Here is a 24,644-nt window from a genome sequence, read left to right as displayed (position 1 = left end):
CAAGGATTGAAAAACGGCGGCGCACAAGGCGCGTCGGGGCGAAACAGGGCGGGTTGCCGTGGCAGCCCGCTTAGGACGAACGCGGCGCGCAGGCCCGGGGACTCCGCCCCAAGACGCCTGACGCGCGCACGTCGGATCAGTTACGAGCGCGCCTCGTGGGCAGCATGGCTACCATGGCTCGTTGGCGCAGCGGCCGGGGTGCTCATGTTGTGGCCTCCATGGGAGGACGACGCGGCGTTGGTCATGGCGGGCTGGTGCCCGGCGCTGCCAGCCTTTGCCGGTTGGTGCCCGGCGTCGCCGGTCGCGACGGGCTGGTGCCCGGCCTCGTCGCGGCCGCCCTGCAGGCTGCCCAGACCACCGCCGCCTTGGGCGTCAAGGTGCATGATGTCTCGCATGCACGCCGTGCCGGGCGTGACGCAGCGGTTGAGGATGGCGTCGTAGAGGTCGGGCGCAACGCTGGCATAGCGGCGCACAGGTTCGTTTTCGCTGGGGCGCTCGAGCGCAAGGTAGGACGTGCGGTCAAGGCTGGCGCCAGCGGCGCGGCCCTTCTCGATCCAGGCGTCGAAATCAGCCTGGGACAAGCCATGGAACTTGAAATTCATACCCGAAAAGCCTGCGCCACTGTAGTTGGCAGACATACCCTCGTAGACGCCGGGCTGGTTGATGACCGCGTGCAGCTTGGTCTGCATGCCGGCCATCGCGTAGATCTGGCCTGCCAGCGCCGGCACGAAGAACGAGTTCATGACCGACGAGGCCGTAATCTTGAATTCGATGGGACGGTCGACCGGCGCGGCCAGCTCGTTGACAGTGGCGATGCCGTATTCGGGATAGATGAACAGCCACTTCCAGTCCATCGCCACCACTTCGACCGTAAGGTTGCGCGTTTCGGCGGGGATGGGCCGCTGCGCATCGAGGCGGTCGAGCGGGCGATAGGGGTCGAGCTGGTGCGTACTGACCCAGGTAACGATACCCAGGGCGATGATGATCAGCAGCGGCACGGACCAGATCACCAATTCGAGCTTGGTGGAATGGTGCCAATCGGGATCGTAGTGAGCCGAGGTGTTCGACGCGCGGTAACGCCAGGCAAAAACCACCACCGCAATCATGACGGGCACGACAACGATAAGCATCAGCCCGGTGGCCAGAAGCAGAAGATCGCGCTGCTGAACGGCAATATCGCCCGACGGATTGAGCAACACAGCGTTACATCCAGAGAGGAGAACAGCGATGGAGGAAAGGAGGAAAAGCCGCAGATATTTGATACGAATCATTGCCGCAAGGCCGGAAATAGCTTAGGAGGACTGACGGCCGCTACTATAGGCTTGAACTTCCCCCGAGGGGAATTGGACATTTTGTCCTACTTTGTCTGATCGACGCAACACTTCAAGACAAGGGTTTTGTCCAATGGCGCACCGGCTGGGCGGATGGGATGCTTGAGGCGTCAACTGTAGCAAATGACAGTGCAAATGAAAGTGCTTTCGACACTGGAAGGATGAACAGCTTATGAATGTCCAGGCTCTGCAATACCCCGGTCCCGGCGCACGCGCCCAGGCGGATGACGACGCCCGCCTCGCCCGGGCCGCCCAAGGCCACGAATCCGTCACGCCAGGTGACATTGCGGTCGGCGTCATTATTGGCCGAACCTCAGAATTCTTCGACTTCTTCACCTACGGTATTGCGTCCGTCCTGGTGTTTCCCTACGTCTTCTTCCCTTTTGCCGACCCTTTCACTGGCACTATCTATTCCTTCGCGCTGTTTGCCCTGGCCTTTGTGTTCAGGCCGCTGGGCACTGCAATATTCATGGGTATTCAACGCCGCTGGAGCCGCGGCGCCAAGCTAGCGTCGGCATTGTTCCTGCTGGGTTCGGCCACGGCGGGGATCGCCTTCCTGCCCGGCTATGCCACGGCGGGGGCCACAGCCATCGTACTGCTGGGGGTGTTCCGCAGCGTGCAGGGCATCGCCTACGGCGGCTCCTGGGATGGCCTGCCCTCGCTGCTGGCCCTGAATGCCCCCGCGCGCAAGCGCGGCTGGTACGCCATGCTGGGGCAACTGTCGGCGCCGTTGGGCTTTGTGGTGGCTGGCGCGTTGTTCCTGTACCTGCACCAGAGCGTTTCGAAAGCTGATTTCCTCGACTGGGGCTGGCGCTTCCCGTTCTTCGTGGCCTTTGCCATCAACGTGGTCGGTCTGTTCGCCCGCCTTCGCCTGGTGCTGGCCAGCGAATATACCCAGATGCTGGAAGAACGCGAACTCAAACCAATCCGCGTTTTTGAAATGCTGCACACCCAGGGCTACAACCTGTTCATCGGCGCTTTTGCGTCGCTGGCCAGCTACGCGCTTTTCCATGTGGTCACCATCTTTCCGCTGTCATGGATCGCGCTGAATGAAAGCCAGGCCATTGGCGATGTGCTGATCGTGCAAATGATTGGCGCAGTGATCGCGGCCGGTTTTATGCTGCTGTCGGGTCTGCTTGCCGATCGCATCGGGCGACGCACCACACTGGGCTTGGTCGCCATCCTGATTGCAATCTACGCCATCGGTTCGCCTTGGTTGCTTGCCGGCGGGGTCGTGGGCCAGGATGCCTTCATTCTCGTGGGCTTCGCCCTGCTCGGCCTCTCTTACGGCCAGTCTTCGGGCACGGTGACCGCCAATTTCGTCCCGCAGTGCCGCTATATGGGCGCCGCGCTGACATCCGACCTGGCCTGGTTGCTGGGCGCCGCGTTTGCGCCGCTAGTGGTGCTGGGCCTCACGACCTACTTCGGCTTGGGTTCGATCAGCCTATACCTGCTGTCCGGCTGCGTGTGTACGCTGATAGCGCTACGCATCAATCGCCGTGTGCGGCATCCACGCAACGTGACATTCTGAACGCGACCGTCGTATCCACTTACATCGCGTCGCCGTCGTTTCAATTTGCAACCCATAGGGCGGGCGAGACCATTACACTGGTTTCGTCGGCCCCACGGGCCAAATGGACTACGACGAATGAACCGCAAACTATTGATTGCGACGCTTGTGTCGGCAGCCTTGGCCAGCACAGCGTATGCCGCCCCTCCTGAAGGCAAAGGCAACCCCGGGCACAGTGGCAAAGGCAACAGCCAAGTGCATGGACAAGGCAAAAGCAACGCGGGCGGCAAAGGCCAAGGCAACGGCAACGCGCACCGCGCCGACAAAGGCAACTCCGACAAAGTCTACCGCGCCGGCGGCCGCCACGATGGCGACGGTTACCGCGGCAGTGTACGCGGTGGCTCGGGCACAGACGTGCTGATACGGGCCGGCATCACGCTGGCGACGGCGCGCAGCTACGCCAGCGAATACGGCTACCACGGCTATTCCCCGCTGCCCCCGGGTATCCGCAAGAACCTGGCGCGCGGCAAGCCGCTGCCTCCGGGCATCGCAAAAAAACTTGTACCGGGGCCCATGCTCGCCCGTCTGCCTCATTACGATGGCTACGAGTGGCGGATCGCTGGCCGGGATCTGATCCTCGTGGCGCTGGGCACCGCCATCATCGCTGACGTCCTATTCGATGTCTTTTAAGCAATAACTGCCCCTGGGGCGCACAGGCGCCCCAGGGTGCGCTCACTGCGCTTGCGCCACAGGCAAGCGGATTTCCGCGACGGTTCCACCCTCGGCATCCTGCCGAAGTTCGAAACTGCCGCCAAAACGCCTGACGATCGCATCGACGATGGACAAACCCAGGCCGCTGCCCTGCCCCGGGCCCGCGCGCCAGAAGCGCTGGACGACGAATGGCCTGTCCTTGGCCCAGAGCCCCTGGCCCGTGTTGTGCACGGCAAAGCGGCACATCGCCTCATCGGGCTCCACGCACAGCAACACTGTCGTCCCCTCCGGCGAGTAGCGCAGCGCATTGTCGAGCAGGTTGCGCAACGCGGTAATCACCAGCACCGGCGGCATGTCGATCAGGCAGTCGGGCGCTTGCGCCCGCAGGCATATGCGGCGCGCCCCGGCGGCGGGAATATCATCGATGGCGAAGCGGGCGATATCCTTGGCATAGGCGATGTCCTGGCCTTCAAAATCGAACGGCCCCTCGACGCGAACCAGCATAAGTAACTGCTCCAGCGTGCGCTGCAGGCGTTGGACGCCCTGCTCAGCATTAGCCAGGGCGATCGCCCTGTCTTCACCCTGCGCCAGGCGCGCAACCTGGATGTGCGTCTTGACCACAGTCAATGGCGTACGCAGCTCGTGCGCCGCGTCGCCGGCAAATCGGCGCTCACGTTCGATAGCGCGCTGGGTGCGGTCGAGCAGCGAGTTAATAGTCTGCACGAGCGGCGTGAGTTCGGCCGGCAGCCTCGACAACGAAAGAGCATCGGTTGCTTCGGGTTGACGCCGGGCAAGCACTTGGCGCAATGACTCGAGTGGCGCCAGACCTTTGCGTATGCCGAACCATAGCACCACCAGGCTGCCCGCCATGGCGACAAGTACAGGAAGAATGGTGGACAGCAAAATTTTGCGCAGCAGCGCAAGCCGGTTTTCGACCCTGTCAGCGGCTGTCACCCGTTTGCCCGCCTGTTCGAGCGTATAGCTGCGCCAGCGCACCCCATTGATCGTGCGGGTACGGTAGCCGACGCTGACGGCGCCCAGCCCTTCGGGGCTGTCCAATGTACGGGCAATCACCCCCCCGTTCAGCATGCGAATCTCACACGCCACACCGTCTTTCGCAATCACATCCAGAATACTGCGCGGCTCGGATGACGCGGCGCCCGGCCCCGAAAAATCAGCGACCAACCCGGCCACCATGCTCGCGGAGGCAGCCAGCCTACTGTCGAGTGCGCGGCGGAACTCCGCCCGCACATCGGCGTACATCCAGACCGACGTCGCCAGCCACAGCACGGTATAAGACAGGCCGATAATGACCATGAGCCGCAAGCGCAGGGTCATGGACCAGCCTCTCCGAGCCGAAAGCCTACGCCCCGTATGGTTTCGACGATATGGGGCCCCAGCTTGCGCCGCAGATGGTGGATGTGGACATTGATCGCGTTGCTTTCGACATCACCTTCCATGCCGTACAAGCTGTCCTTGACTTGTTCGGGCGTGAGGATGCGGCCGGGGTTATTCAGCAGCGCCTGCAACAGCGCGAACTCGCGCCGCGACAGTTCCACCGGCTTGCCGGCCAGCAAGACCCGCTGATCGGCCGGATTGACACACAGGAGGCCATGCTGCACAACATTGGCGCTGCGCCCCGCCGCTCGGCGCAATAATGCCTGCAGGCGGGCCACAAGCTCGCCGAGGTCAAAGGGCTTGAGCAGGTAATCGTCCGCGCCGGACTGCAGGCCCGCAATACGGTGCTCGATGGCGTCACGTGCGGTAAGAATGAGAACGGGCAACGACTGTCCGCCGCTGCGCAGCCGTGCCAGCAGGCTCATCCCGTCTTCGTCAGGAAGGCCGAGATCCAGCACCACGATATCGAAATGGCCTGTGGCCAGCGACGTTTCGGCAGCCTGCGCACTGCTGACGTGATCAACGGTCATGGCGTGCAGGCGCAGGCCGGCGGAGATGCCGCTGGCCACAAGTGCGTCGTCTTCAATCAACAGAACATGCATGACATCCAGATAAAAACAAGTGTTGCGGAGAGGCACGACAGCCACGGGCGGCCGTTGACGCTGACACCCGCGGCATGCGGCATCCGCGTCGTGCTGCGCAACCGCCATCATAGGCCATACATGGCACCGCCTGTGAGCGTAATCCCTAGTGTTCGAACTCGCTGAAAAGCCGCCTTATTCAGCAAGCTGACAACTGCGCTCCGTTATACTCCTTCGCGTCCATAAGCGCGCGGGCGGCCAGCCCGGCAATGGCTGTATGATGCCTACCCTTCCGGCTCGACTCGTCCGCCTGCTTGCTGCAGCCATCCTGTGCGCAGCCGCGCATGCCGGCGCATACGCCGACATGGCGGCAACGGTGGCATTACCCACCGCCCCAAGCGCAACAACCGCGCTTCCAGTTCCAATAGCCAACGCAGCGGCAACGGTATCGCCCGCCCCCGCTACCTGCAATTTCCTCAAAGACTTGGCTTTTGTCGCGCACCAGGACGACGATCTGCTGTTCATGAACCCCGATCTGCGCGATGGCATCGCAGCAGGCGGCTGCTTGCGCATGGTGTATCTGACCGCCAGCGATCGCGGCGAGGGGAACCCATACATGCTGGGACGCGAGCGCGGCGTGCGTGCGGCTTATGCCTATATGGCCGGCGTGCCTGACCAGTGGCGCGAAGACAGCGTCGTTGTCGGGCATCACCATATCGCCCGCTTTACGCTGCAGGGCAACCCACGGGTGGAGCTATGGCATTTGCGGTTGCAGGATCCCTGGCTGGGCCGCGGCTGGGGCAGCCTGACCCCACTGAGCCAAACGGAATCCGTGTCCGGTGCGGTCGTCGAAACACTTGGCGACTACCGCGAGCAATACACCCGTGCCGATCTCGTCGCTACGCTCGCGGCCATCATCCAGGCTTACCAGCCCACCTCCGTGCGGCACCTGGACGACACGATCAGCGTACCCTACACCCAGCTTTGCTGGCGCTGTGCCGGGCATGACCACCCCGATCACATCGCCAGCGCACGCCTGGTGCGCGACGCCATGCTGCTGGCACCGGGCACTTATGCGGAAATCGGGTACGTGAATTACCCCACCCAGGAACGAACGGCTAATTTAAGCAATTCAGAAACCAGCCTTAAGGCGGACGTTTTCAGGCATTACGCCTGGAATGACTACCGCTATTGCGCGCGCGCCGACACCTGCAACGAACCTGCGGGGCCGGCGGCAGCATGGGTGGGCCGCACCTATTTCGTTTCACGCCGCAACACCCCGCCGGCCGCCCTGCTGGACGCCCAAGGCGGCCTGTTGCTGGCCGCGCCTGGCGAATACAACAACGCAGTCAATATATGGCAGGGCGGAACAATGGGTTGGCATGCCTTGGGCGGGCGCACTGCCAGCCCGGTGCTTGCCGTCGCCGGCACAGGCGGCCAAGCGGGTTTGATTTCCCGGGATACGCTGGGCCATCTCTGGTACAACCACCAACTCGCGGGTACTGCCTGGTCTGGCTGGCAGCCCCTGGGCGGACGTCGCACGCCACACCTGCCAGCGCAGACGGCCGCAGGCGCCCCCGCCCTACTGCTGCTGGCCAACGACGGGTTGTACTACTGGGCAGCCCTGCCTTCGCATACCCACACTTGGAGCAGTTGGCAGCCCCTGCCGCCCCTGCCGGGCGCCACGCGCTACACCGCCCTGCTGCGCGAACCCAGCGGCGGCCTGCGCGCCTTCGCGGCTGACTCCCAGGGGCGTCTGTACACCCTGGCTTGGCATAACACAACGGCCGGAGCCGTATGGCAGCATGTGGCCGCACCTGCCATACAGGGCGACATGGCTGTGATACGCGATGGCGCTGGCGATGTCGAGCTGTACCTGCGCAAACGCGACGATGGGCATCTACTGCGCATGACTGGCCGCTACCGCAATCCAGCCGCGCCGCGCATCATCCCGGCAATGCTTGCCAACCACCAAGGCGCAATCGCCGCGCCCGCCCTGGGCGCGGCCGCCGCGCACCTTACACCGTCCGCCCCCTCCCTGCCCCGCAGGGCCGACACGCTGGACTGGCTGGGCACAAGCGACCTGGGCATCGTTTTCAGCGGCCCACCCGCCATCGCCCTGAACAGCGCAGGCAATGTCATGGTCGCCACACTGGAAACCCCAGGCGGCGCGCTGTGGCTGACAGAGGCCGGGCAGCCACAGCGCCTGCCTGCCATCGCCGCCTCGCCACCTGCCCTGCTGACCTCCAACGCCGGCACGTACATCATCGCGCGGGCCACAGGCCCGACGCAGCACTACGAAATGCTCATGCGCCAACATGATGCCTGGCGGCCTTCGGCCACCGCCTCACCCCTTGCCTTTGGCGGCGGTGCATATCGCAGCACACCTGTTGGCACGCAGCATGCTCCGGCAGCCATCGCGACGCCCCTGAGCGTCCCGACGCACACCGTGTCACTCAATATAGGCAACGCTAGCGCCCACGCCGCGCCATAGTCCGCGAAGCCGCACTGCCCACGCACGCCGCGCGGAGCGTTAACCGCGCAGCAACGCATCCTGCGCATAGCCAGCCGCGGACTCCCGGATCTGAACGATGAAATGGCTGAGCGCCATCGACAAGGCGCGGCGGTTATAGGCAATCGCAAGATGGGCCTGCGGCACCGCCTCGTCTGCAATCCGCACGTACGCCACCCCTTCGGCCCGCAGCTGCTGCATAGTGTGCGGCACCAGCGAAACCCCCATGCCTGCGGCCACAAACGTGATCACTGATGTCATCTGCGGCACCTCGACCCTTACCTCCGGTTCAAATCCGCAACTCGCGCACGCCTGGACAACGGCGTCGTAGATACCGGTCCCCACCTTGCGTGGGTAGAAAATGAACGGTTCGCCGTTCAGATCGCGCAGACTGATAGCGGCTCGGCCCGAGAGGCGATGCGCGCTTGGAAGCACGGCCACCATGGGTTCATGCAGCAGCGTTTCGATCTGCACATCGGCGGCTGACGGTGCCGGTGCGCGGATAAAGGCCAAGTCAGCCTGGCCGTCCCTGACAGCGCTGACCAGCTCATTGGTGGTGCGCTCCAGCAAGGTAATGGCGACGCTTGGAAAACGCTCTCGGCAGGCATGTATGACGCGGGGCACGAAGGGATGAATACTCGCTGACACGGTAAACCCGACTGTCAGCGTGTCGATCTCGCTTCGCCCCACACGGCGCGCAGTCTCGACCGCGCGATCTGCGCTCTGAAGCAATCGCGTGGCCTCATCGAGAAAGGCCTGCCCCGCCTCGGTCAGTTCCACGCCCCGACGCCCTCTGAGCAGTAAAGTCACGCCGAGCTCGCGCTCGAGCTGCTGGATCTGCTGGCTGAGCGGCGGCTGGCCTATCCCGAGCCGCTCCGCCGCGCGGGTGAAGTGCAGCTCTTGCGCCACCGCCACGAAGTACCGAAGATGCCTCAGTTCCATATCAATAACATATCAAATCATCTTTTTCATATATTGGACGAATGATACAACCCTTCGTAGTATTACAGCATTGCGTCAATCGGGCGCACCGCCTCCACGCCTCCTAGAACGGAATTACGCCATGCCTATCGTCTCCCGCGCCGATTCTCCCTCCCTGCACTACACACTTTGTGATTACACCGACCCTTGGACGGATGCACCCTATCTGTTTCTTCAACACGGCTACGGGCGCAACGGCGGCTTCTGGTTCCAATGGGTTCCACAGCTGTGCCGTCATTTCAAAGTGATTTGCCCGGATCTTCGCGGACATGGACAGTCTGATCGGGCATTCGACCTGGATACAGGGTTCACGCTCGAAACCCTGAGCGATGATGTAATCGCCATCGCAGACTCTCTCGGCATCAAGCAGTTTCATTATGCGGGCGAATCCATCGGCGGACTGGTCGGCCTGGCCGTTGCTGGTCGATACGCAAACAGAGTCGCAACGCTGACCAACATATCCGGCCCCGTATTCATTTCGCAAGGTGCCCGAACCGCTTATGCGCTGGGCCAGGGTTCTTGGCCCGATGCCGTCCGCAAACTTGGCCCGCGCGAATGGCTGGACCGCACAAATGCTTCGACCCGCTTTCCGCCCCAGACCGAGGCGGGCTTCCTGGCATGGTATACGGCAACTGTAGAAAAAACAGGTACGGACGTCCTGGCGGCTTTGGCCCAGTTTGCGCTCGATGCCGACGCCACCCGTTACCTTGCTGATATCACTGCACCCACGCTGTGCCTCTACCCCCAACAAGGCGCCATTGCCAACCGCGAACAGCAGGAAACATTGGAACGCCACGTAAAGAATCTGACCATTCAACAGGTCAGCACAACCTACCACATGATTCAGCACATCGTGCCTGACGAGTGCACTGCCATGCTCCGGGCCCATATTGCCCGTAATTCGTCCAATGGAGACAAACAATGATTAAACGGCTCGTATACACGCTGATCCTCTCGGCCACAGCCAGCACCGCGGCCATCGGGCAAGCCTTGCCTGACGGCCCGCTGCGCATGCTGGTGCCATTCTCCGCCGGCGGCTCCACAGACATTCTGGCCCGACTGATGGCCAATGAAATGGGAAACACGCTGGGTAGAACAATCGTGGTGGAAAACAAACCGGGCGCCGAAGGGTTTATTGCAGCCCGCGACTTGAAAAACAGCGCATCCGATGGCCGCACCATGATGATGGTCACCACAAGCGTCTACGCCATCAACCCGGCCATCTTCTCGCAGATCCCATACTCGCCGGCCAAGGATTTCTCGACCGTGGCCATGATTGCGTCATCGCCGAACGTATTCCTAGCGCCGTCCAATTCCCGCTTTAATTCGCTTGCAGACCTGCTCAAGCAGGCGGAATCATCCCCAGAAAGCGTGGCCTATGCAACCGGGGCAACCATGCATCTACTCAATGCAAAATGGCTGGAGGCCAAATCCTCAGCCAAAATGGTGAGTGTCCCTTACAAGGGTAGCGCCGCGGCGTATCCCGACCTGGTGTCGGGGCGCGTCGACTTCATGGTCGACCAGCCCTTGTCATCGATGTCGCTGATCAAGGACGGCAAGCTGAAGGTGCTTGCCGTCAGCTCGCAGAAACGCTGGGATCAGTTGCCAGACGTGCCAACCGTTGCGGAACAAGGGTTTCCGGATTTCGAGACAACGTCATGGTGGGCCGTGCTGACACCATCTGGCACGCCTCCCGAAACGATGAAGCAGTTGCACGCCGCCGCGGCCAAGGCGCTGGAAAGTGACGCAGTCAAGGAAAAGGTGCGCCAACTGGGCGCGGATATCGCCGCCTACAGTCTCGAGGACGGACAGCGCTACACCGCCGAAGAGCTCAAGAGATGGCAGAAGATCGCTGCGGAAGCCAACGTCAAGATGAACTGAGAACGGTGCGCGAACGACGATGCTCAAGCTGTCCGCCAATATTTCCCTGCTCTATCCCGATCTCCCGTTTCTGCAGCGTGTCGAAGCGGCCGCACAGTCGGGTTTCGGGGCTATCGAGGTTATGTACCCTTATGAGCACAACGCAGACGACCTCGCGCACGCACTGCGTAAATTCGGCCTGACGCTCTCTGTGCTCAATGCACCGCCAGGAGACTATGCGGCAGGCGAGCGCGGGCTCGCTGCCATACCGGGGCGTGAGCAGGACTTCCGCGACAGCATTACGCGCGCAATCGACTACGCCAACGTCACAGGCTGCCAAAATGTGCATGTGCTGACGGGCAACATTCCCGCGGGTGCGCCCAGCGAGGCTGTGCGCCAGACCATGCTCGTCAACCTCATCTATGCGGCCGAGCGCTTCGCCCCCCATGGCATCGCGCTGCTGCTCGAACCGTTGAGCAGCCAGGTGCTGCCCGACTACTCCCTGACACGGGTTGAAGCCGCCTCGGAATTGCTACAAGCGATCCGACACGCGGGATGCGCCAACGTGGGCCTACAGGTTGACCTTTACCACACCCAGATGGAGCAAGGTAATCTTGCGGCCCTGCTGCGGCGATATTGCGACGAGATCGACTACATCCAGATCGCGGGCGTTCCCGGCCGGCATGAGCCCACCGTCGGCGAGATCAACTATCGCTATCTCCTGGATCTTCTCGCCTCGCAGGGTTTCGAGGGGTGGGTGGGCTGCGAGTACACCCCCCGCGAAGATACGGACACGGGCCTGGCATGGGCGCGCAGTTGGGGGCTGTTGAATTCAACGGGACGCAAACAATGAGCACTGCACATACCGAGCCCCCGCTGTGCCTGCCGCCCCACAGCGAGCTTACGCGTGCAGACTACACCTTGCCGGTGGGCGCCTGCGACACTCATGCCCACGTTGTATCGCCGGACACTACGCAGTTCCCACTGTCTGCTGATCGCAGCTACACACCTCAACCCGCACCAGAAGGCGACTATCTGCGAATGCTTGCCGCGCAAGGCATGACGCGCGGTGTACTTGTGCAGATCAGCGTCTACGGCACCGACAACCGCTATATGCTCGATGTACTCAGGCGCCACCCCCAGCGCCTGCGCGGCGTGGCCGTGGTCAGCCCCGACGTTTCCGACGCTGAACTCGAAGCCATGCATCGTGCCGGCGTCCGCGGCGTGAGGCTCAATGTGCTGTTCAAGGGCGGCATCGGATTTGATGCAATGGTGCGGCTGGCCCATCGCATACGCGATTTGGGCTGGCACATGCAGTTTCTGCTCGACGCCCGGCAACTGCCCGATCTCATGCCTCTGATGCAACGGCTTCCCATACCCGGCGTGCTCGATCATATGGGCCATATGCCAGTTGCCGAAGGGCCTGATGCGCAAGGCCGGCAGGCGCTCCTGCACCTGCTCCAGGCGCATGGCTGGTGGGTCAAGCTTTCGGGTGCGTACCGCATCAGCGACGACTGGCAAGCCTTTCGCGACGTCACAGCCTGGGCACAGACGTTGGCCAACGCAGCGCCCGACAATATCCTGTGGGGCAGCGATTGGCCCCACGTACACATCAGCCGCATGGTGGATACCGGCATACTCAGGAACCAACTGGCGCAATGGATTCCCGATGAAACGCAGCGCCGCAAGACGCTGGTTGACAACCCCGCAAGGCTTTACGGCTTCGACACCGCTTCCTGATCCTCCCTAGCCTGCAACGCGGCCATGGCTTGCCTGAGGCGTGAAAGCGGTGGGCCGCTGCCGGCAACGGGGCATAACTTCGTCCTCGGTGTTTCGTCAGGGTATAGTTCCTGAACACGGCAGCCGCGACCGACGACGCGTTCGCGATTCACGATGCGCGATGCGCGATGCGCGATTCATGGTTCGCGATGGGCGATTCACGATTCCTCATTCATAGCTGACGATTCGTCGTTCGCTGTTCGTCGCTCGTGATTCGCCTGCCAACCTTGCAAACAAACATACAGGGGCAATACGAAATGGTGTCATATCACTCACTCGGCCGTAGCGGCCTCAAGGTGCCGCGTCTTTGGCTGGGCGCAATGATGTTCGGCAACCAGGCCGACGAGACAGCCGCACGCGAAATCGTCGCCGCCACGCGCGACGCAGGGCTCAACGCCATTGACACGGCGGACAACTACGCCGACGGCGAGTCCGAGCGCATCGTGGGCCGGCTGATCGCGCAGGAACGTTCACGCTGGGTCGTCGCCAGCAAGGTGGCCAACCCCATTGGCAACGACCCAAACAGCCGCGGCCTGTCTCGGCGCTGGCTACTGCAGGAAGTGGAGAACAGCCTGCAGCGTCTGGGCACCGACTGGATCGACCTGTATTACATGCACCGCGACGACCCGGACACGCCGATCGAAGAAATCCTCTCTACGTTCGCCCGCCTCATCGACCAAGGCAAGATTCGCTATTACGGCCTCTCCAATTTCCGAGCCTGGCGCGTGGCACAGTTTGTCGAAACCGCGCGCCGCATGGGTATCCCGCAGCCTGTGGCATGCCAGCCGCCCTACAGTGCCGTCACGCGCCTGATCGAAACCGAACTTCTTCCCAGTTGCGCCCACTATGGCGTGGGTGTCGTAGCCTACAGCCCGCTGGCGCGCGGGGTGCTTTCAGGCAAGTACGAACCAGGCACAGCCCCCGCCGCGGATACGCGAGCAGGCCGCAGCGACAGGCGCATTATGCAGACCGAGTTCCGAACCGAATCGCTGGACGCGGCACAGAAACTGAAGGCCCATGCACAATCACGCGGCTTGAGCCCCACCCAGTTCGCAATCGCCTGGGCGCTGAACAATCAATTGATCAATGGCGTTATCGGGGGGCCGCGAACCCTGGCGCAATGGGCCGACTACATCGCGGCACTGTCGGTGCGCATTACCGAAGAAGACGAAGCTGCGGTCGACGCATTGGTGCCGCCTGGGTATGCGTCGACGCACGGCTATACGGATCCTGCATACCCGCTGACGGGGCGGGTGGTGTCCCAACACATCACCGCTCGGCGTATCTGACACCCGAATCGCTGCGATATACGCGTCAGTGTGATCTGGCGCAAAGAGTGGGAGTATTTCCTGGGGCGATGCGTCACTTTCTATCGTACGTGCCGATAGAATGCAGACATGGACGTTTGGCGGCATTCATTTGCCGGGCAGCGGTTCCGCAGGCGGCACCGCTGTGCGGCTATTCATGTCGCTCATGATCGCAACGACTGGAGCACTCAGCATGTCAATAAGCAGAAGAGCGGTTCTGCTGGCAGCCACCAGCCTGGCCACGCTATTGCTGGCCGGATGCAGCGGCGAGAAAAAACTCGATAACGTGTCCGGCATGGATCTTTATGGCTCGGGTATCGGCACAGGCTTTGCGCTGCAAGGCGCGGACGGGCGACAGTACTCGCTGCCCGACTTCAAGGGCAAAGTTTTGCTGGTTTTCTTCGGGTTCACCCAATGTCCCGACATCTGCCCCACCGCGCTGTATCGCGCATCCGAAGTAAAACGGGAACTCGGTGCTGATGGCAACAGACTGCAGGTCGCCTTCATCTCAGTCGATCCCGAACGGGATACACCGGAGATACTGCGCGCCTACACCGAGGCATTCGATCCGGGCTTTCTTGGCCTGTATGGCACTCCTGAACAAATCGCCGCAACGGCGGCGGACTTCAAAGCGTACTACCGCAAGGTGCCAACGGGCTCGTCCTACACCATGGATCACACGGCCTTGAGCTACGTCTTTGACGCAGACGGAAAGCTGCGGCTGGCACTTGGCCATAATCAGCCCATTGAAGAATTCGTAAGCGATATCCGCAAAGTAATGGCTCTCGGTTAATCCAGCCGGCTGATCCCGCCCGAACGCCTTACACGTGCTTCTTGCTCATCACTGTTCAGTTTCATTGCAACGGGCCGTCGCGCCCGCGTCCGCACTCTCAGGAGAATAACCATGCGCACAGTTTTCCCTACTTCCATGAACAAAGCCACCGCCATACTGAGCACAGCACTGATGGCGCTCACGGTGGCGTTGGCGACGCCCGCCCATGCGCAAGTTTCGGTTGAGGATGCCTGGGTGCGCGGCACTGTCTCTGGCCAACAGGCCACGGGGGTATTCATGACGCTGAAGTCGAAGACCGACGCGAAACTCGTGGCAGCCGATTCGCCCATAGCCGGCACGGTGGAAATCCACGAGATGGCCATGGACGGGAACGTCATGAAAATGCGGCAGATCCCATCGCTGGCGCTGCCCGCCGGCCAGACGGTCATGCTCAAGCCCGGCGGCTATCACATCATGCTGCTGGACCTGAAGCAGCCGATAAAGGCGGGCGAGAAGATCCCCGTCTCGCTGGTTGTCGAAGCCGCATCCGGCAAGCGTGAAACCCTGCAGATCGAAGCGGCCGCGCAAGAACTCGGTGGTGGCAATATGCACCGGGGTGGCGGCCCGCACAATATGCGGCAACGTTAGGCCATGATTGGGCCGGCGTCGGGCCATGCGGCAGCGACGCCAACCGCACCCACAACGGCACCACGGTGACCGGACGGCAACGCCACGCTATGCCGGCGGTGGGCCAAGCCGACGGAAGCGTCAAACCGTGGCCCGCCGCAACGCACCGGCTCAGCGCTGGGTAATAAACTTCGTTACCAGATAGCCATCGAATGTCTCCTGGCCACCCTCACTGCCGATGCCACTTTCCTTGACGCCGCCGAACGGGCATTCCGGGAAGGCCATGCCAAAGTGGTTGATGTTCACCATGCCAGCTTCCAGCGCCGTCGATATCCGGTGCGCGCGCTGGAGCGAGTTAGTGAAAACAAAAGCGGCCAGCCCGTAGGGCACGCTATTGGCGCGCGCGAGTACGGAATCTATATCATCGAAGCGCGCGATGGGCACCAAGGGGCCAAACGGTTCCTCTGTCATCACACGCGCCGCATCAGGCGGATCAAGCAATACCGTAGGCGGGAAGAAATAACCTGCGCCTTGCAGCCGCTCCCCACCAAGGGCGAGCGATGCCCCCAGGCAACGCGCATCCGCCGTCAAACTTTCCATAGCGAGCAGGCGCGCCTCGCTCGCCAACGGCCCCATATCCGTATCCGGAAGCAGGCCATCACCCACGCGCAGCGTTGCGAGCGCATCAGTGAAGGCCTGGACGAAGCGGTCGTGAATGCCGCGTTGCACATAGAAGCGGGTGGGCGATACGCAGACCTGCCCCGCATTGCGCATTTTGTATCGAGCCAGCATCCCAGCCGCACCTTCCACATCTGCGTCGTCGCAGACAATAACCGGTGCGTGTCCGCCCAACTCCATGGTCGCGCGCTTCATATGCGCGCCCGCCTGCGCTGCCAGCTTTTTGCCAACTGCCGTTGAGCCAGTGAAGGTAATCTTTCTGACGATGGGCGATGCGATCAGATAGCTGGAGATGTCAGCCGGCTCGCCCCATACGATGCTCAGTACCCCGGGCGGCAGACCTGCCTCGTGAAAAGCACGTGCCAACGCAAGCACTGCGCTGGGGGACTCTTCCGGCCCTTTCAGGATCATCGGGCAACCTGCGCCGATAGCGGCGGCAACTTTCTTGATGGCTTGGTGAAGCGGGAAGTTCCATGGTGTGAACGCCGCGCATACACCGACCGCCTCGCGCACCACCATCTGCCGCACCGTGGGGTCACGCGGCGGAATAACGCGTCCGTAGATGCGCCGACATTCCTCCGCGTGCCACTCTGCGATCTCAGCGCTGGCGATCACCTCACCCACCGCTTCCTTTAACGGTTTGCCCTGATCCTGAGTAATCCCGCGGCCGATCTCTTCCGCGCGCTCCCGCAGCAGGCTCGCCGCCGCGCGAAGAATGCGCGAACGCTCCATGGGGTCCGAAGCTTTCCAGTGCGCGAATGCGCGCTGCGCGCTTTGCAGCGCACGATCCAGATCATCGCGATCCGCACACGGCAGCGATGCGATGCGCAATGCCGTGGCCGGGTTGATCACCGCCCGCACTTCGCGGCGGCCGGCATCGATAAACTCGCCGTCTAGATACAGTTGAAGTTGGGGATACATTGTGGCGCCTGCTGGTTTGACTGATCCGAATGCCTGGGCAGCCGCGATCGGCGGCCCAGGATCGGCCCTACTCGGGCTTGATGCCGAGTTCATTCACAATCTGCTTGTACTGCCCAGCCTCCGTCAACATCTGCTGTTTGACTTGCTGCGGGGTTCCGCGGCGCACAATCAAGCCGCGCGCCTGGTACGACTTCAACAGCGCGGGCTCTTCGAGCACCTTGTTCACCTTCTCGTTGATCTGTGCCACTACCGCATCGGGCGTTGTGCCCGGCGCCACCAACGTGAACGTCGTCGAAGGAATACTCGCCGGCTTGCCGCCCGCTTGCTGCAGCGTTGGTACATCTGGCATCAACGCTGTGCGCTCGTCCGTACCCACCGCCAGCACCTTCACATTGCCAGCCTTGCTTTGCTGAGACATCACCAGCCCGCCCGCGATCATCGCATCGGTTTCGCCCGCCAACAGGCCATTGAGCGCGGGACTCACACCGCGATACGGAACATAGGTAAAGTCGACGCCTTCCGCATTCGCCAAAGAAGCCATGCCAAGGTGTGTCACGTGGCCCTTGCCGCCCGTCGCCACATTGACCGCATTAGGGTTCTTCTTTGCGTAAGCGATGAATTCCTCAAAGCTATTGACCGGAAAATCCTTGCGCACGGCCAGATAGAGATTGACACTAGCCAGATCGGCCACCGGCTTCAGATCCTTGTGCCAATCGTAGGTAAGCTTGGTATACAGGTACGGATTGGTCTCGAGCGCAAGGCGATCCACCATCAGCAGCGTATTGCCGTCACCTTCTGAACGCGCGACGCTCTCGGTGCCAATAATCGCGTTCGCGCCGGGGCGGTTCTCCACCACGAATGTCTGCCCCGTCTGCTTGTTCAGGTGATTGCCAAGATCACGAGCGAGCACATCAGGCTCCGTGCCGGGCGGATAGGGCACCACAATTCGCACCTGTCCAGTAGGCCACGCCGCGCCGCGTATCGCTGGGGCATCGGTTTTTTTGCCGTTTTGCCCGGTATTGGCAATGCCCACACCGGCGGCAATCGTGCACAGCCCCACCACCGCGCCGATCAGGCTTATCTTCAGCAACTTGGTCATCATTGTCTCCAGGGTATTAATAATTAATATTTCATTCGAGGGATGCGTTGATGCGGCGGATCGTGCTTACCAGCGGCCGATCAAAATATTCATCATTCGCTCATGCGCGTTGGTTCGGTCTATCACCTGGCGCGTTGTCTCGGAGGCGCGGCCCTTCAACTGATCGTGCCAATCCATCAAGGCTTCCTCCAGCCGCCGGCGCACCGGCGCCAGCGCCTGGCATTGCCCGAGGTCGGTAAGTTCGTGGGGGTCATCCCTCAGGTTGAACAACTGCGGCCGATACCCCTGCCAGAACATGGCTTTGTAGTGGCCGTCGTACACCATCATGCCTTTGCATTCGGTCACGTCGCGCCCAAGAAACTGGCGCGCCTCGCGATATGCGTAATCCAGGCTGCCCACCGTATATGCGCGCGCCACGTCGCCCTCGCCTCTAATCCCGGGCAGCAGGGAACGGCCTTCCACGCGATGATCGGGGATCTCGATGGACAGCGCATCCAGAATCGTAGGTGTCACATCAACGCACTCGGCCAGCGCACGGCTCACCGTGCCGCGCGAGCCATCCGCACGCGCTGACGGGTCGTAGACGATCAGCGGTACCCGCATCGCACCCTCGAAGAAATACTCTTTCTCGCCCAGCCAGTGATCCCCCAGCAGATCGCCGTGATCCGAGCAAAACACGATCAATGTATCCGCCAGACGCCCCGCTTCTTCCAAGTGATCCAGCAAGCGGCCGATATGATCGTCGATCTGTTTGACCAGACCCTTGTAGACGGGTTTGACGGTGCGCCACACCTCGTCCCTGGCTAGCGACTCAGACTCTTCGTGCCGCTGATAGGCGGCATGTACAGGATGCGCCGCATCCGAACGCTCAGCCTCGGTACGCACAGGCGCCGCAAGCGCATCGTCCTTGTACATATCGTGGTAGGGCGCGGGAGCCTTGTACGGCCAGTGCGGCTTGATATAAGACAAATGCAATACCCACGGCAGCTCGCCCTGCTCGTCAATGAAGCGCATGGCGCGCGTCGTCAGATACGCGGTTTCGGAATCCTCTTCGCGCACGCGTGCTGGCAGGCCCGCGTTGCGCAGATACCAGCCCGACTTGAATTCTCCGTCCGACCCAACGCTGCCGATGACGTACTGCTCCCAGGGCCGCTCGCCCGCATAGCCTTTTTCATGCAGGTACGCGCGATAGGGCGAATCTGGCTTCATTTCGAAATGGCCATCGTAGCGTTCCAGCGGTTTGAATCCGCCCTCCCAGAACCGTGTAGCCGCATCCTGCCCCACCATGAACCCCCGCCGTTCCAGGCCCTGCCGATCCGAAACATGGTGCGTTTTACCGAGCAGCCAGCAGTCGCGCCCGTTCTCGGCGAGATAGTCGCCCAGATATAACTCATCGATCGGGTGGGGCACGCGGTTCCAGGTCACCCGGTGGGAGTGCGGATAACGCCCGGTGTAGTAGGAGGCGCGCGAAGGCCCACACACCGCAGAGCTTACATATGCGCGATCAAAGCGCACCCCCATGCCGGCCAGCCTGTCCAGATTGGGCGTATCCACCGCCCCAGGCGCGCCGTAGCACGAAAGCGCATCGGCCCGCAGTTGGTCGCACATGATGAAAAGCACATTGCGCACCACCCGGCCGGCGGCGCCTTGTCGTGCTGCGGCGCTACCGGGGGTAGCCATGCCGGATGACTTCGGGTTCATCGTGTCTCCTCGCTTAGGCGGCTTCGGCCGTGCACCGGGCGGCAATGGCCTCGCCCGCAGGCACCATCTCAACGCCGATGGTTGGCACGGGCGCCATGAAGCCCGCCTCAAATTCTTTCATGATGGGCTGCAGCGCTTCGCGAGCCCCCATCGCCGCCACGTAGCGGTCGGGCCTGATCAGCACCCAGTCGACGCCGGCCTTCTGAAACCAGAAATGCAGGGCATTCTCCGCATCCTCTACGACGCGCACGCCCTCCGGTACACCAGGCCTGCGGCCCGGGCCGTCGCCGCTGCGAGCGCGCACCGCCGCCACCGCGCGGCAATCCAGGCGCCGCAGAATAGCCCGCATATCGGCGTCCAGCGCATCCGCCGCCTCGGCCCCCCAGAACAGCAAGGAAAACCCGGCGCCAAGCGCGTCGTCGAGCCGAACGACACGCCCGTCGCCGCACTCGACATTGGGTTGAACAAACATTCGCCCTATCAGCGCATTCGCGGCGCCTGTTCCCGTGTTCAACACCACTCCGTTGCTGTAGCGCGGCATAGGCTTGAATTTGAATTGCATAACGTAATCACGCACCTTGGGCACATACTGGATACCATGCAGAAAGCAGTCTCTGACCCACGCCAGGAGCCGATTGCGCTGCGACAGGATCGCCCCCACCTTGTCGGCCAGATCGATCATGGCCTTGGTATGCGCATGACGCTCGTCGTGATACGTCTGGAACACCTCCGGCTTGAGGCGCCCCTTGACGATCCAAGCTGTTTTCCAGGCCAGATTCGCGGCGTCCCGCAGCCCGGCATTCAAGCCTTGTCCTATCCAAGGCGGCGTCAAATGCGCCGCATCCCCGGCAACGGCAACGCGGCCATCGACAAAGTATTCCGCCACCCTGGAATGATGGGTATAAACGCGCGCACGGATCACATTCAACGTTTCTGGATGGGCAACATGATTGCGCAGCAGATCGCGCACTTTCTCGGGGCGCAGCATCTGATCACCGTCTTCACCTTCGAACAGCATGAATTCCCAACGGCGCAGACCGTAGGGCAGCTTCAGACAGACATAAGGGCGCGCCGGCTCGCAGTGCAGGGCCGTATAAGGCGCATCGAGCGGATCATGGTTGCATTCGATGACCACCCACTTGCGCTCGTGGGTATTGCCATGAAAGGGGATCTTCAGGAGCTTCTCGCGTACAGTGCTACGCCCGCCGTCGGCGCCCAGAAGATAGTGGGCGCGCACCGTGCGTTCAGTTCCATCTGCAAAGCGCACCCGAGCATCCACGCCGTGCGCATCCTGCACGATATCCATCAGCTCCGCGCCAAGCGCCATCTCGACCTCTGCGAACCGGGCCAGGTTCTTGCGCAGGGTGCGTTCGCCCAGCGGCTGCGAGAACAAATTGCGGCGAAACCAGCCGAACTCCCGCGTGGCGGGCAGAATCTCCGCAAAGCATTTCTTTCTGGCGCTGTACATGCGCATGGGCACGTTCTGAATCATGTCCTTGAGCATCTCGTCGGCGGCGCCAGCCGCCTGAAACGTACGCATTGCCTCATCGTCCAACCCGACAGCCCGCGGATAATCCAGGATGGACGCAGACCGTTCGAGCACGAGGGTTCTCACACCATAGGTCCCCAACAGGTTCGCCAGTGTCACACCCACAGGCCCACCGCCAACAACAATTACTTCGACGTCATGTTTCTGCGCCATTTTTTGTCTCCTGTACTGCTGTTCTGATGTCAGCGACACGCGGCCGCCTTGCCGGGCAGCGGGCCGCCGTCCAGCAGAAACTCCCTGACCACGCGCGACACCAGGGCCGGCTGGTCATCGTGGATATAGTGGCCGGCATCCGGGATGTCGGCCCATTCAATACACGCGTTGCGCCTGGTCATCTCCTCGGCCGCACTGGCCTGCAGATAGTCCGAGGCGCCGCCCCGCAGCACGAGTGTCGAACAGGCGATCCGTTCAACGCATGGCCAAAGATCCACCACACGAGCTGGATCCGGATTCAGGCGGGTGTGCGCGATGCCCGCGTGATCATAGCGCCAGGTATACCCACCGGCCGCCGCGGGCTTGAGCATATTCCTGAGCCGGGATTCCCGCGCCGCTTCCGTGACGCCGGGCCGTAATCCTCGCATGAAATCGCGGGCCTGCGCCCAAGTGGCGAACGACACGGGCGTTGTCTCGAGCTCCCCGCGAATGCGAGTGGCCCCGCGGCTGTTCTCAAACGCGCCAGGGCCGGCATCTTCGATGACCATGCGGCGCAGGCCGGATGGCCGCTGCGCGGCATACACCATTGCATTGATACCGCCCATGGAGTGCCCCAGCATGTCGTAACGCGTCAGGCCCAAGCTGGCGATGAGGGCCTGCAGATCGCTCACATAGGCGTCGGTGTAGTACTCGCGGGCGGGATCCCATTCACTCTCGCCACGCCCGCGCTGATCGTAGGCAATCACACGAAACTCCGGCGCCAGCGCCTGCGCAAGCGTTGCAAACGTCTCCGCGTATCCGCGGATGCCATGCATCATCACCACCGGAAAGGCCGAGGTATCTCCCCATTCCAGCACACGAAGACGCAGACCGTTGATCGTTTGAAAATATTCCCGGCGCTCCATGATTTACCTCCTTGCCTTCGAGTCGGTCTCAGTACAGCCCGTCTTCGCCCTTGATCTCGCTGGCCTTGGGGCCGCCCAGTCGGGCATGTAGACGCCCGCGGGTGGAAAAGCCGAAAATAATCAGCACCTCATCCGGCATCGGCGCATCGCCGAATGTTGCGGAGATGGTGTCGTAATGGGAGCGCACATAAAGCGCATCTTTGTGCGCCAATGGCACGTCAATCTCGGTGCCCGGCACGCCACGTTTGCCGGTGGACGGCACCCATGCCTTGGCGCCGCCCAGCGCCTCGCGCACCGGGTTGGCAAAATCCGACGAAAGAAAGGCATTCCCGTGCTCGTACTCGCCATTCACGCCCACCAGACAAGCCTTGCCGTAGCTGACAACACGGTTTCCCGCCAGTTCGCGGATGCGGCGGCCGAACTCCTTGCCCAACGCCACCGACGCCTTGATTGTGCCCGTCAGATCCTGATCGTCGCGCCCAGCGTGAGGGTTCTGAATCGCGGCAGCGATGAGGTACTTGTGCACGGGTTCGCCATCCGCAAGCCGGCCAGTCTCGTTGGCGTGGGTTTCTTCCATCTGCGTATACCATTTGCGTACATGCAGTTCGCCGAAATTCTTTTCCTTCATTTCTATCTCCTGTTGGCGGCATCCGCCGCCGTAGTGTTCAGTCATTCTTGATGCACGATGCGCAGGGCTGCCTCGGTGCGCTCACAGCGGATCCAGCAAAATCGGCTCGCTGGGCGCGTTGTAGAGATTGAGAACGCGCTTGCCTTCTTCGTCATCGGTGACGGTTTCGCAGAAGAACTCAAAACGGTGTCCATCTGGATCGGTGAAGTAAACGCCCACGCCCACTTTGTGATCGGTGACCTTCACAATCGGCACGTTCTTGGACAGCAGCATGCCGTATAGGCGCCGCAGCGCGTCCATGCCACCCTCGATCTCCAGGCCATAGTGCTGCATGTTCACCTCGCCCCGCATCAGCGCGCGCTCTTCAGGTGTTTCCGCTTTGATCAGCGCAATATCGTGATGCTTGACGCCGAAGGAAAGAAACACCCATTTCTCGCCACGCGCGGTTTCCGTCATGCCCAGCACATCTTCGTACCACGGCGCCGACGCGAACGGATCCGCCACAAACAATGCAAGGTGCGTGCGCGCGATGCGCGGCTTGACCAGGGAATAATCCGTCGCCATGTTCCCGCCTCTCAGTCTATGGATTGTGGATGGGCCACAATGGCGGCCTTGTAGGGCGTCCAGGCCACGGCGGTTATCTCGCTGAAATCGCGCCACTCTTTGAACCAGCTTTTGCCTGCATCCATCGAGCGGAACAGATGGCCGTACTTAGTGCCCGCGAATACCAGCGTTGGCTCGGACGCATGTACCCCAAACGCCCAGAAGGTTGAATTCGGCTGCGTATGCAGCGTCGCTGGTGTCCAGCTCGCGCCACGGTCAGTAGACCGGTACAGTTTGCTTCGCGTGCCAGGTGTGCCGTCGCCAATGGCCAGCATCAGCGCCTGCTCGCCGTCGCCCAGCGGCTGCACAGTGCGGGTGTAATACATGCCGTCGAAGCGGGTCTTCGAGGGCACGCCTGTCCAGGTTATGCCGTCGTCGATGCTGGTATAAACCGTGTTCACAGACAGCACCATGGTCGTCTTGGGCACATCGCCATCACCCGGCACGATGCTGACGGCATGAATATCACTGTTGGCAATTGCACCACCCTCGCTATCCACGCGCGTGAAGGTGTCGCCTCGGTTATCGCTGCGCCATACGCCGCCTTCTTCGACGCCGAACCATACCTGGCGTGTGTCGGTTGGATCAACGCAGATCGTCAGAATGCGCGGGCGATTCACGCCCTTGCAGTACTCGGGCAGCTCCGGTGGCAGGCGCTTCCAGTGCTTGCCACCGTCGTCGGAGCGGAACATCGCCGCCCGCGACGGGGCGCCGGTGCCTGCATAGACGATGTTCGAATCGGACGGATCAATGGCCAGCGCCCAAACCGTCATATCGTTCAAGGGCGAGTCGAGGCGCTCGAAATGCACCCCGCCATCTGTGCTCAAGCATATGCCCACATCGGCGCCCGCGTAGATCCGCGCGGAGTCGGCGGGATCCACAGCGAGGCTGCGCACCGTGCCATCGAACTCGATCGCTTCCTTCAGGCCCAACCTGTGCCAGGTCGCCCCATTGTCGGCGCTGCGCACAATACCTTGGCCAGCCGTTCCAACCAGAATGGTTCCTTCCATGTTCAACTCCTCGAATAGGGTCTGGAGA

The 24,644-nt window shown here is 62.0% G+C and carries 22 protein-coding genes; 10 read left to right on the top strand and 12 right to left on the bottom strand.

What is annotated here, in order from left to right; all coding sequences use genetic code 11:
- Positions 1-140 precede the first annotated feature (140 nt).
- Positions 141-1,271: a ubiquinol oxidase subunit II gene (cyoA, locus tag LOL23_RS12000; RefSeq protein ID WP_160981104.1), complete on the bottom strand. Its 1,131-nt coding sequence runs from the start codon at positions 1,269-1,271 to the stop codon at positions 141-143.
- Positions 1,272-1,503: 232 nt separating this feature from the next.
- Here cyoA and LOL23_RS11995 point away from each other — a divergent pair, with 232 nt between their 5' ends.
- Entirely contained in the window at positions 1,504-2,862 is a 1,359-nt protein-coding gene (locus tag LOL23_RS11995; RefSeq protein ID WP_237173647.1) for an MFS transporter, read from the top strand.
- A 117-nt stretch (positions 2,863-2,979) separates the two neighbouring features.
- Positions 2,980-3,531, top strand: coding sequence for an anti-virulence regulator CigR family protein (locus LOL23_RS11990; RefSeq protein ID WP_160981108.1), 552 nt, complete (start codon positions 2,980-2,982; stop codon positions 3,529-3,531).
- A gap of 42 nt (positions 3,532-3,573) precedes the next feature.
- On the opposite strand, the gene LOL23_RS11985 is transcribed toward LOL23_RS11990, so the two are convergent.
- Positions 3,574-4,890: a sensor histidine kinase gene (locus LOL23_RS11985; RefSeq protein WP_160981110.1), complete on the bottom strand. Its 1,317-nt coding sequence runs from the start codon at positions 4,888-4,890 to the stop codon at positions 3,574-3,576.
- Positions 4,887-5,552, bottom strand: a complete 666-nt coding sequence (locus LOL23_RS11980; protein ID WP_160981112.1) for a response regulator — start codon at positions 5,550-5,552, stop codon at positions 4,887-4,889. The genes LOL23_RS11985 and LOL23_RS11980 overlap by 4 nt, the downstream gene beginning before the upstream one ends.
- Positions 5,553-5,808: 256 nt before the next feature.
- Here LOL23_RS11980 and LOL23_RS11975 point away from each other — a divergent pair, with 256 nt between their 5' ends.
- On the top strand, positions 5,809-8,025 hold the full coding sequence (locus LOL23_RS11975; protein ID WP_237173646.1) for a DUF8189 domain-containing protein: 2,217 nt from the start codon (positions 5,809-5,811) through the stop codon (positions 8,023-8,025).
- A gap of 39 nt (positions 8,026-8,064) precedes the next feature.
- Here the strand turns inward: LOL23_RS11975 and LOL23_RS11970 are convergent, their stop codons facing one another.
- Positions 8,065-8,985 (bottom strand): LysR family transcriptional regulator, encoded by a 921-nt coding sequence (locus LOL23_RS11970; protein WP_160981114.1) that lies wholly within the window; start codon positions 8,983-8,985, stop codon positions 8,065-8,067.
- A gap of 70 nt (positions 8,986-9,055) precedes the next feature.
- Here LOL23_RS11970 and LOL23_RS11965 point away from each other — a divergent pair, with 70 nt between their 5' ends.
- The 7 genes from LOL23_RS11965 (at position 9,056) to LOL23_RS11935 (ending at position 15,390) form a co-directional block, all read left to right on the top strand.
- Entirely contained in the window at positions 9,056-9,949 is an 894-nt protein-coding gene (locus tag LOL23_RS11965) for an alpha/beta fold hydrolase (RefSeq protein ID WP_160981116.1), read from the top strand.
- Positions 9,946-10,905 (top strand): Bug family tripartite tricarboxylate transporter substrate binding protein, encoded by a 960-nt coding sequence (locus LOL23_RS11960; RefSeq protein WP_160981118.1) that lies wholly within the window; start codon positions 9,946-9,948, stop codon positions 10,903-10,905. The genes LOL23_RS11965 and LOL23_RS11960 overlap by 4 nt, the downstream gene beginning before the upstream one ends.
- A gap of 19 nt (positions 10,906-10,924) precedes the next feature.
- Positions 10,925-11,737: a hydroxypyruvate isomerase family protein gene (locus LOL23_RS11955; RefSeq protein WP_237173645.1), complete on the top strand. Its 813-nt coding sequence runs from the start codon at positions 10,925-10,927 to the stop codon at positions 11,735-11,737.
- A complete protein-coding gene (locus LOL23_RS11950; protein ID WP_160981122.1) occupies positions 11,734-12,624 on the top strand; it encodes an amidohydrolase family protein in 891 nt (296 codons plus the stop codon). Before LOL23_RS11955 ends, LOL23_RS11950 begins: the two co-directional genes overlap by 4 nt.
- 296 nt (positions 12,625-12,920) lie before the next feature.
- Entirely contained in the window at positions 12,921-13,952 is a 1,032-nt protein-coding gene (locus tag LOL23_RS11945) for an aldo/keto reductase (protein ID WP_202411775.1), read from the top strand.
- Between the two features lie 211 nt (positions 13,953-14,163).
- Positions 14,164-14,763, top strand: a complete 600-nt coding sequence (locus LOL23_RS11940) for an SCO family protein (RefSeq protein WP_237173644.1) — start codon at positions 14,164-14,166, stop codon at positions 14,761-14,763.
- Between the two features lie 111 nt (positions 14,764-14,874).
- Entirely contained in the window at positions 14,875-15,390 is a 516-nt protein-coding gene (locus LOL23_RS11935) for a copper chaperone PCu(A)C (RefSeq protein WP_237173643.1), read from the top strand.
- A 150-nt stretch (positions 15,391-15,540) separates the two neighbouring features.
- Here LOL23_RS11935 and LOL23_RS11930 read toward each other — a convergent pair whose 3' ends face one another.
- From LOL23_RS11930 to LOL23_RS11895, 8 genes are all read right to left on the bottom strand, one after another.
- Complete coding sequence (locus LOL23_RS11930) at positions 15,541-16,968, bottom strand: NAD-dependent succinate-semialdehyde dehydrogenase (RefSeq protein ID WP_160981124.1); 1,428 nt, start codon at positions 16,966-16,968, stop codon at positions 15,541-15,543.
- A 67-nt stretch (positions 16,969-17,035) separates the two neighbouring features.
- Positions 17,036-18,067: a Bug family tripartite tricarboxylate transporter substrate binding protein gene (locus tag LOL23_RS11925; RefSeq protein WP_160981241.1), complete on the bottom strand. Its 1,032-nt coding sequence runs from the start codon at positions 18,065-18,067 to the stop codon at positions 17,036-17,038.
- A 66-nt stretch (positions 18,068-18,133) separates the two neighbouring features.
- Positions 18,134-19,747 (bottom strand): sulfatase-like hydrolase/transferase, encoded by a 1,614-nt coding sequence (locus LOL23_RS11920; protein WP_160981243.1) that lies wholly within the window; start codon positions 19,745-19,747, stop codon positions 18,134-18,136.
- A 34-nt stretch (positions 19,748-19,781) separates the two neighbouring features.
- Positions 19,782-21,470, bottom strand: a complete 1,689-nt coding sequence (locus tag LOL23_RS11915; RefSeq protein WP_160981126.1) for a bifunctional 3-(3-hydroxy-phenyl)propionate/3-hydroxycinnamic acid hydroxylase — start codon at positions 21,468-21,470, stop codon at positions 19,782-19,784.
- A 29-nt stretch (positions 21,471-21,499) separates the two neighbouring features.
- Positions 21,500-22,375, bottom strand: coding sequence for an alpha/beta fold hydrolase (locus tag LOL23_RS11910; protein WP_160981128.1), 876 nt, complete (start codon positions 22,373-22,375; stop codon positions 21,500-21,502).
- A 28-nt stretch (positions 22,376-22,403) separates the two neighbouring features.
- A complete protein-coding gene (locus LOL23_RS11905) occupies positions 22,404-23,003 on the bottom strand; it encodes an amino acid synthesis family protein (RefSeq protein WP_160981130.1) in 600 nt (199 codons plus the stop codon).
- A gap of 81 nt (positions 23,004-23,084) precedes the next feature.
- Entirely contained in the window at positions 23,085-23,567 is a 483-nt protein-coding gene (locus LOL23_RS11900; RefSeq protein ID WP_160981132.1) for a VOC family protein, read from the bottom strand.
- An 11-nt stretch (positions 23,568-23,578) separates the two neighbouring features.
- Positions 23,579-24,616, bottom strand: coding sequence for a WD40/YVTN/BNR-like repeat-containing protein (locus tag LOL23_RS11895; RefSeq protein WP_160981134.1), 1,038 nt, complete (start codon positions 24,614-24,616; stop codon positions 23,579-23,581).
- Between the last annotated feature and the right edge of the window lie 28 nt (positions 24,617-24,644).

The sequence above is a fragment of the Paracandidimonas lactea genome (assembly GCF_021653995.1).
Classification (GTDB): Bacteria; Pseudomonadota; Gammaproteobacteria; order Burkholderiales; family Burkholderiaceae_B; genus Allopusillimonas; species Allopusillimonas lactea.
This window is presented reverse-complemented; position numbering and strand designations above follow the sequence as displayed.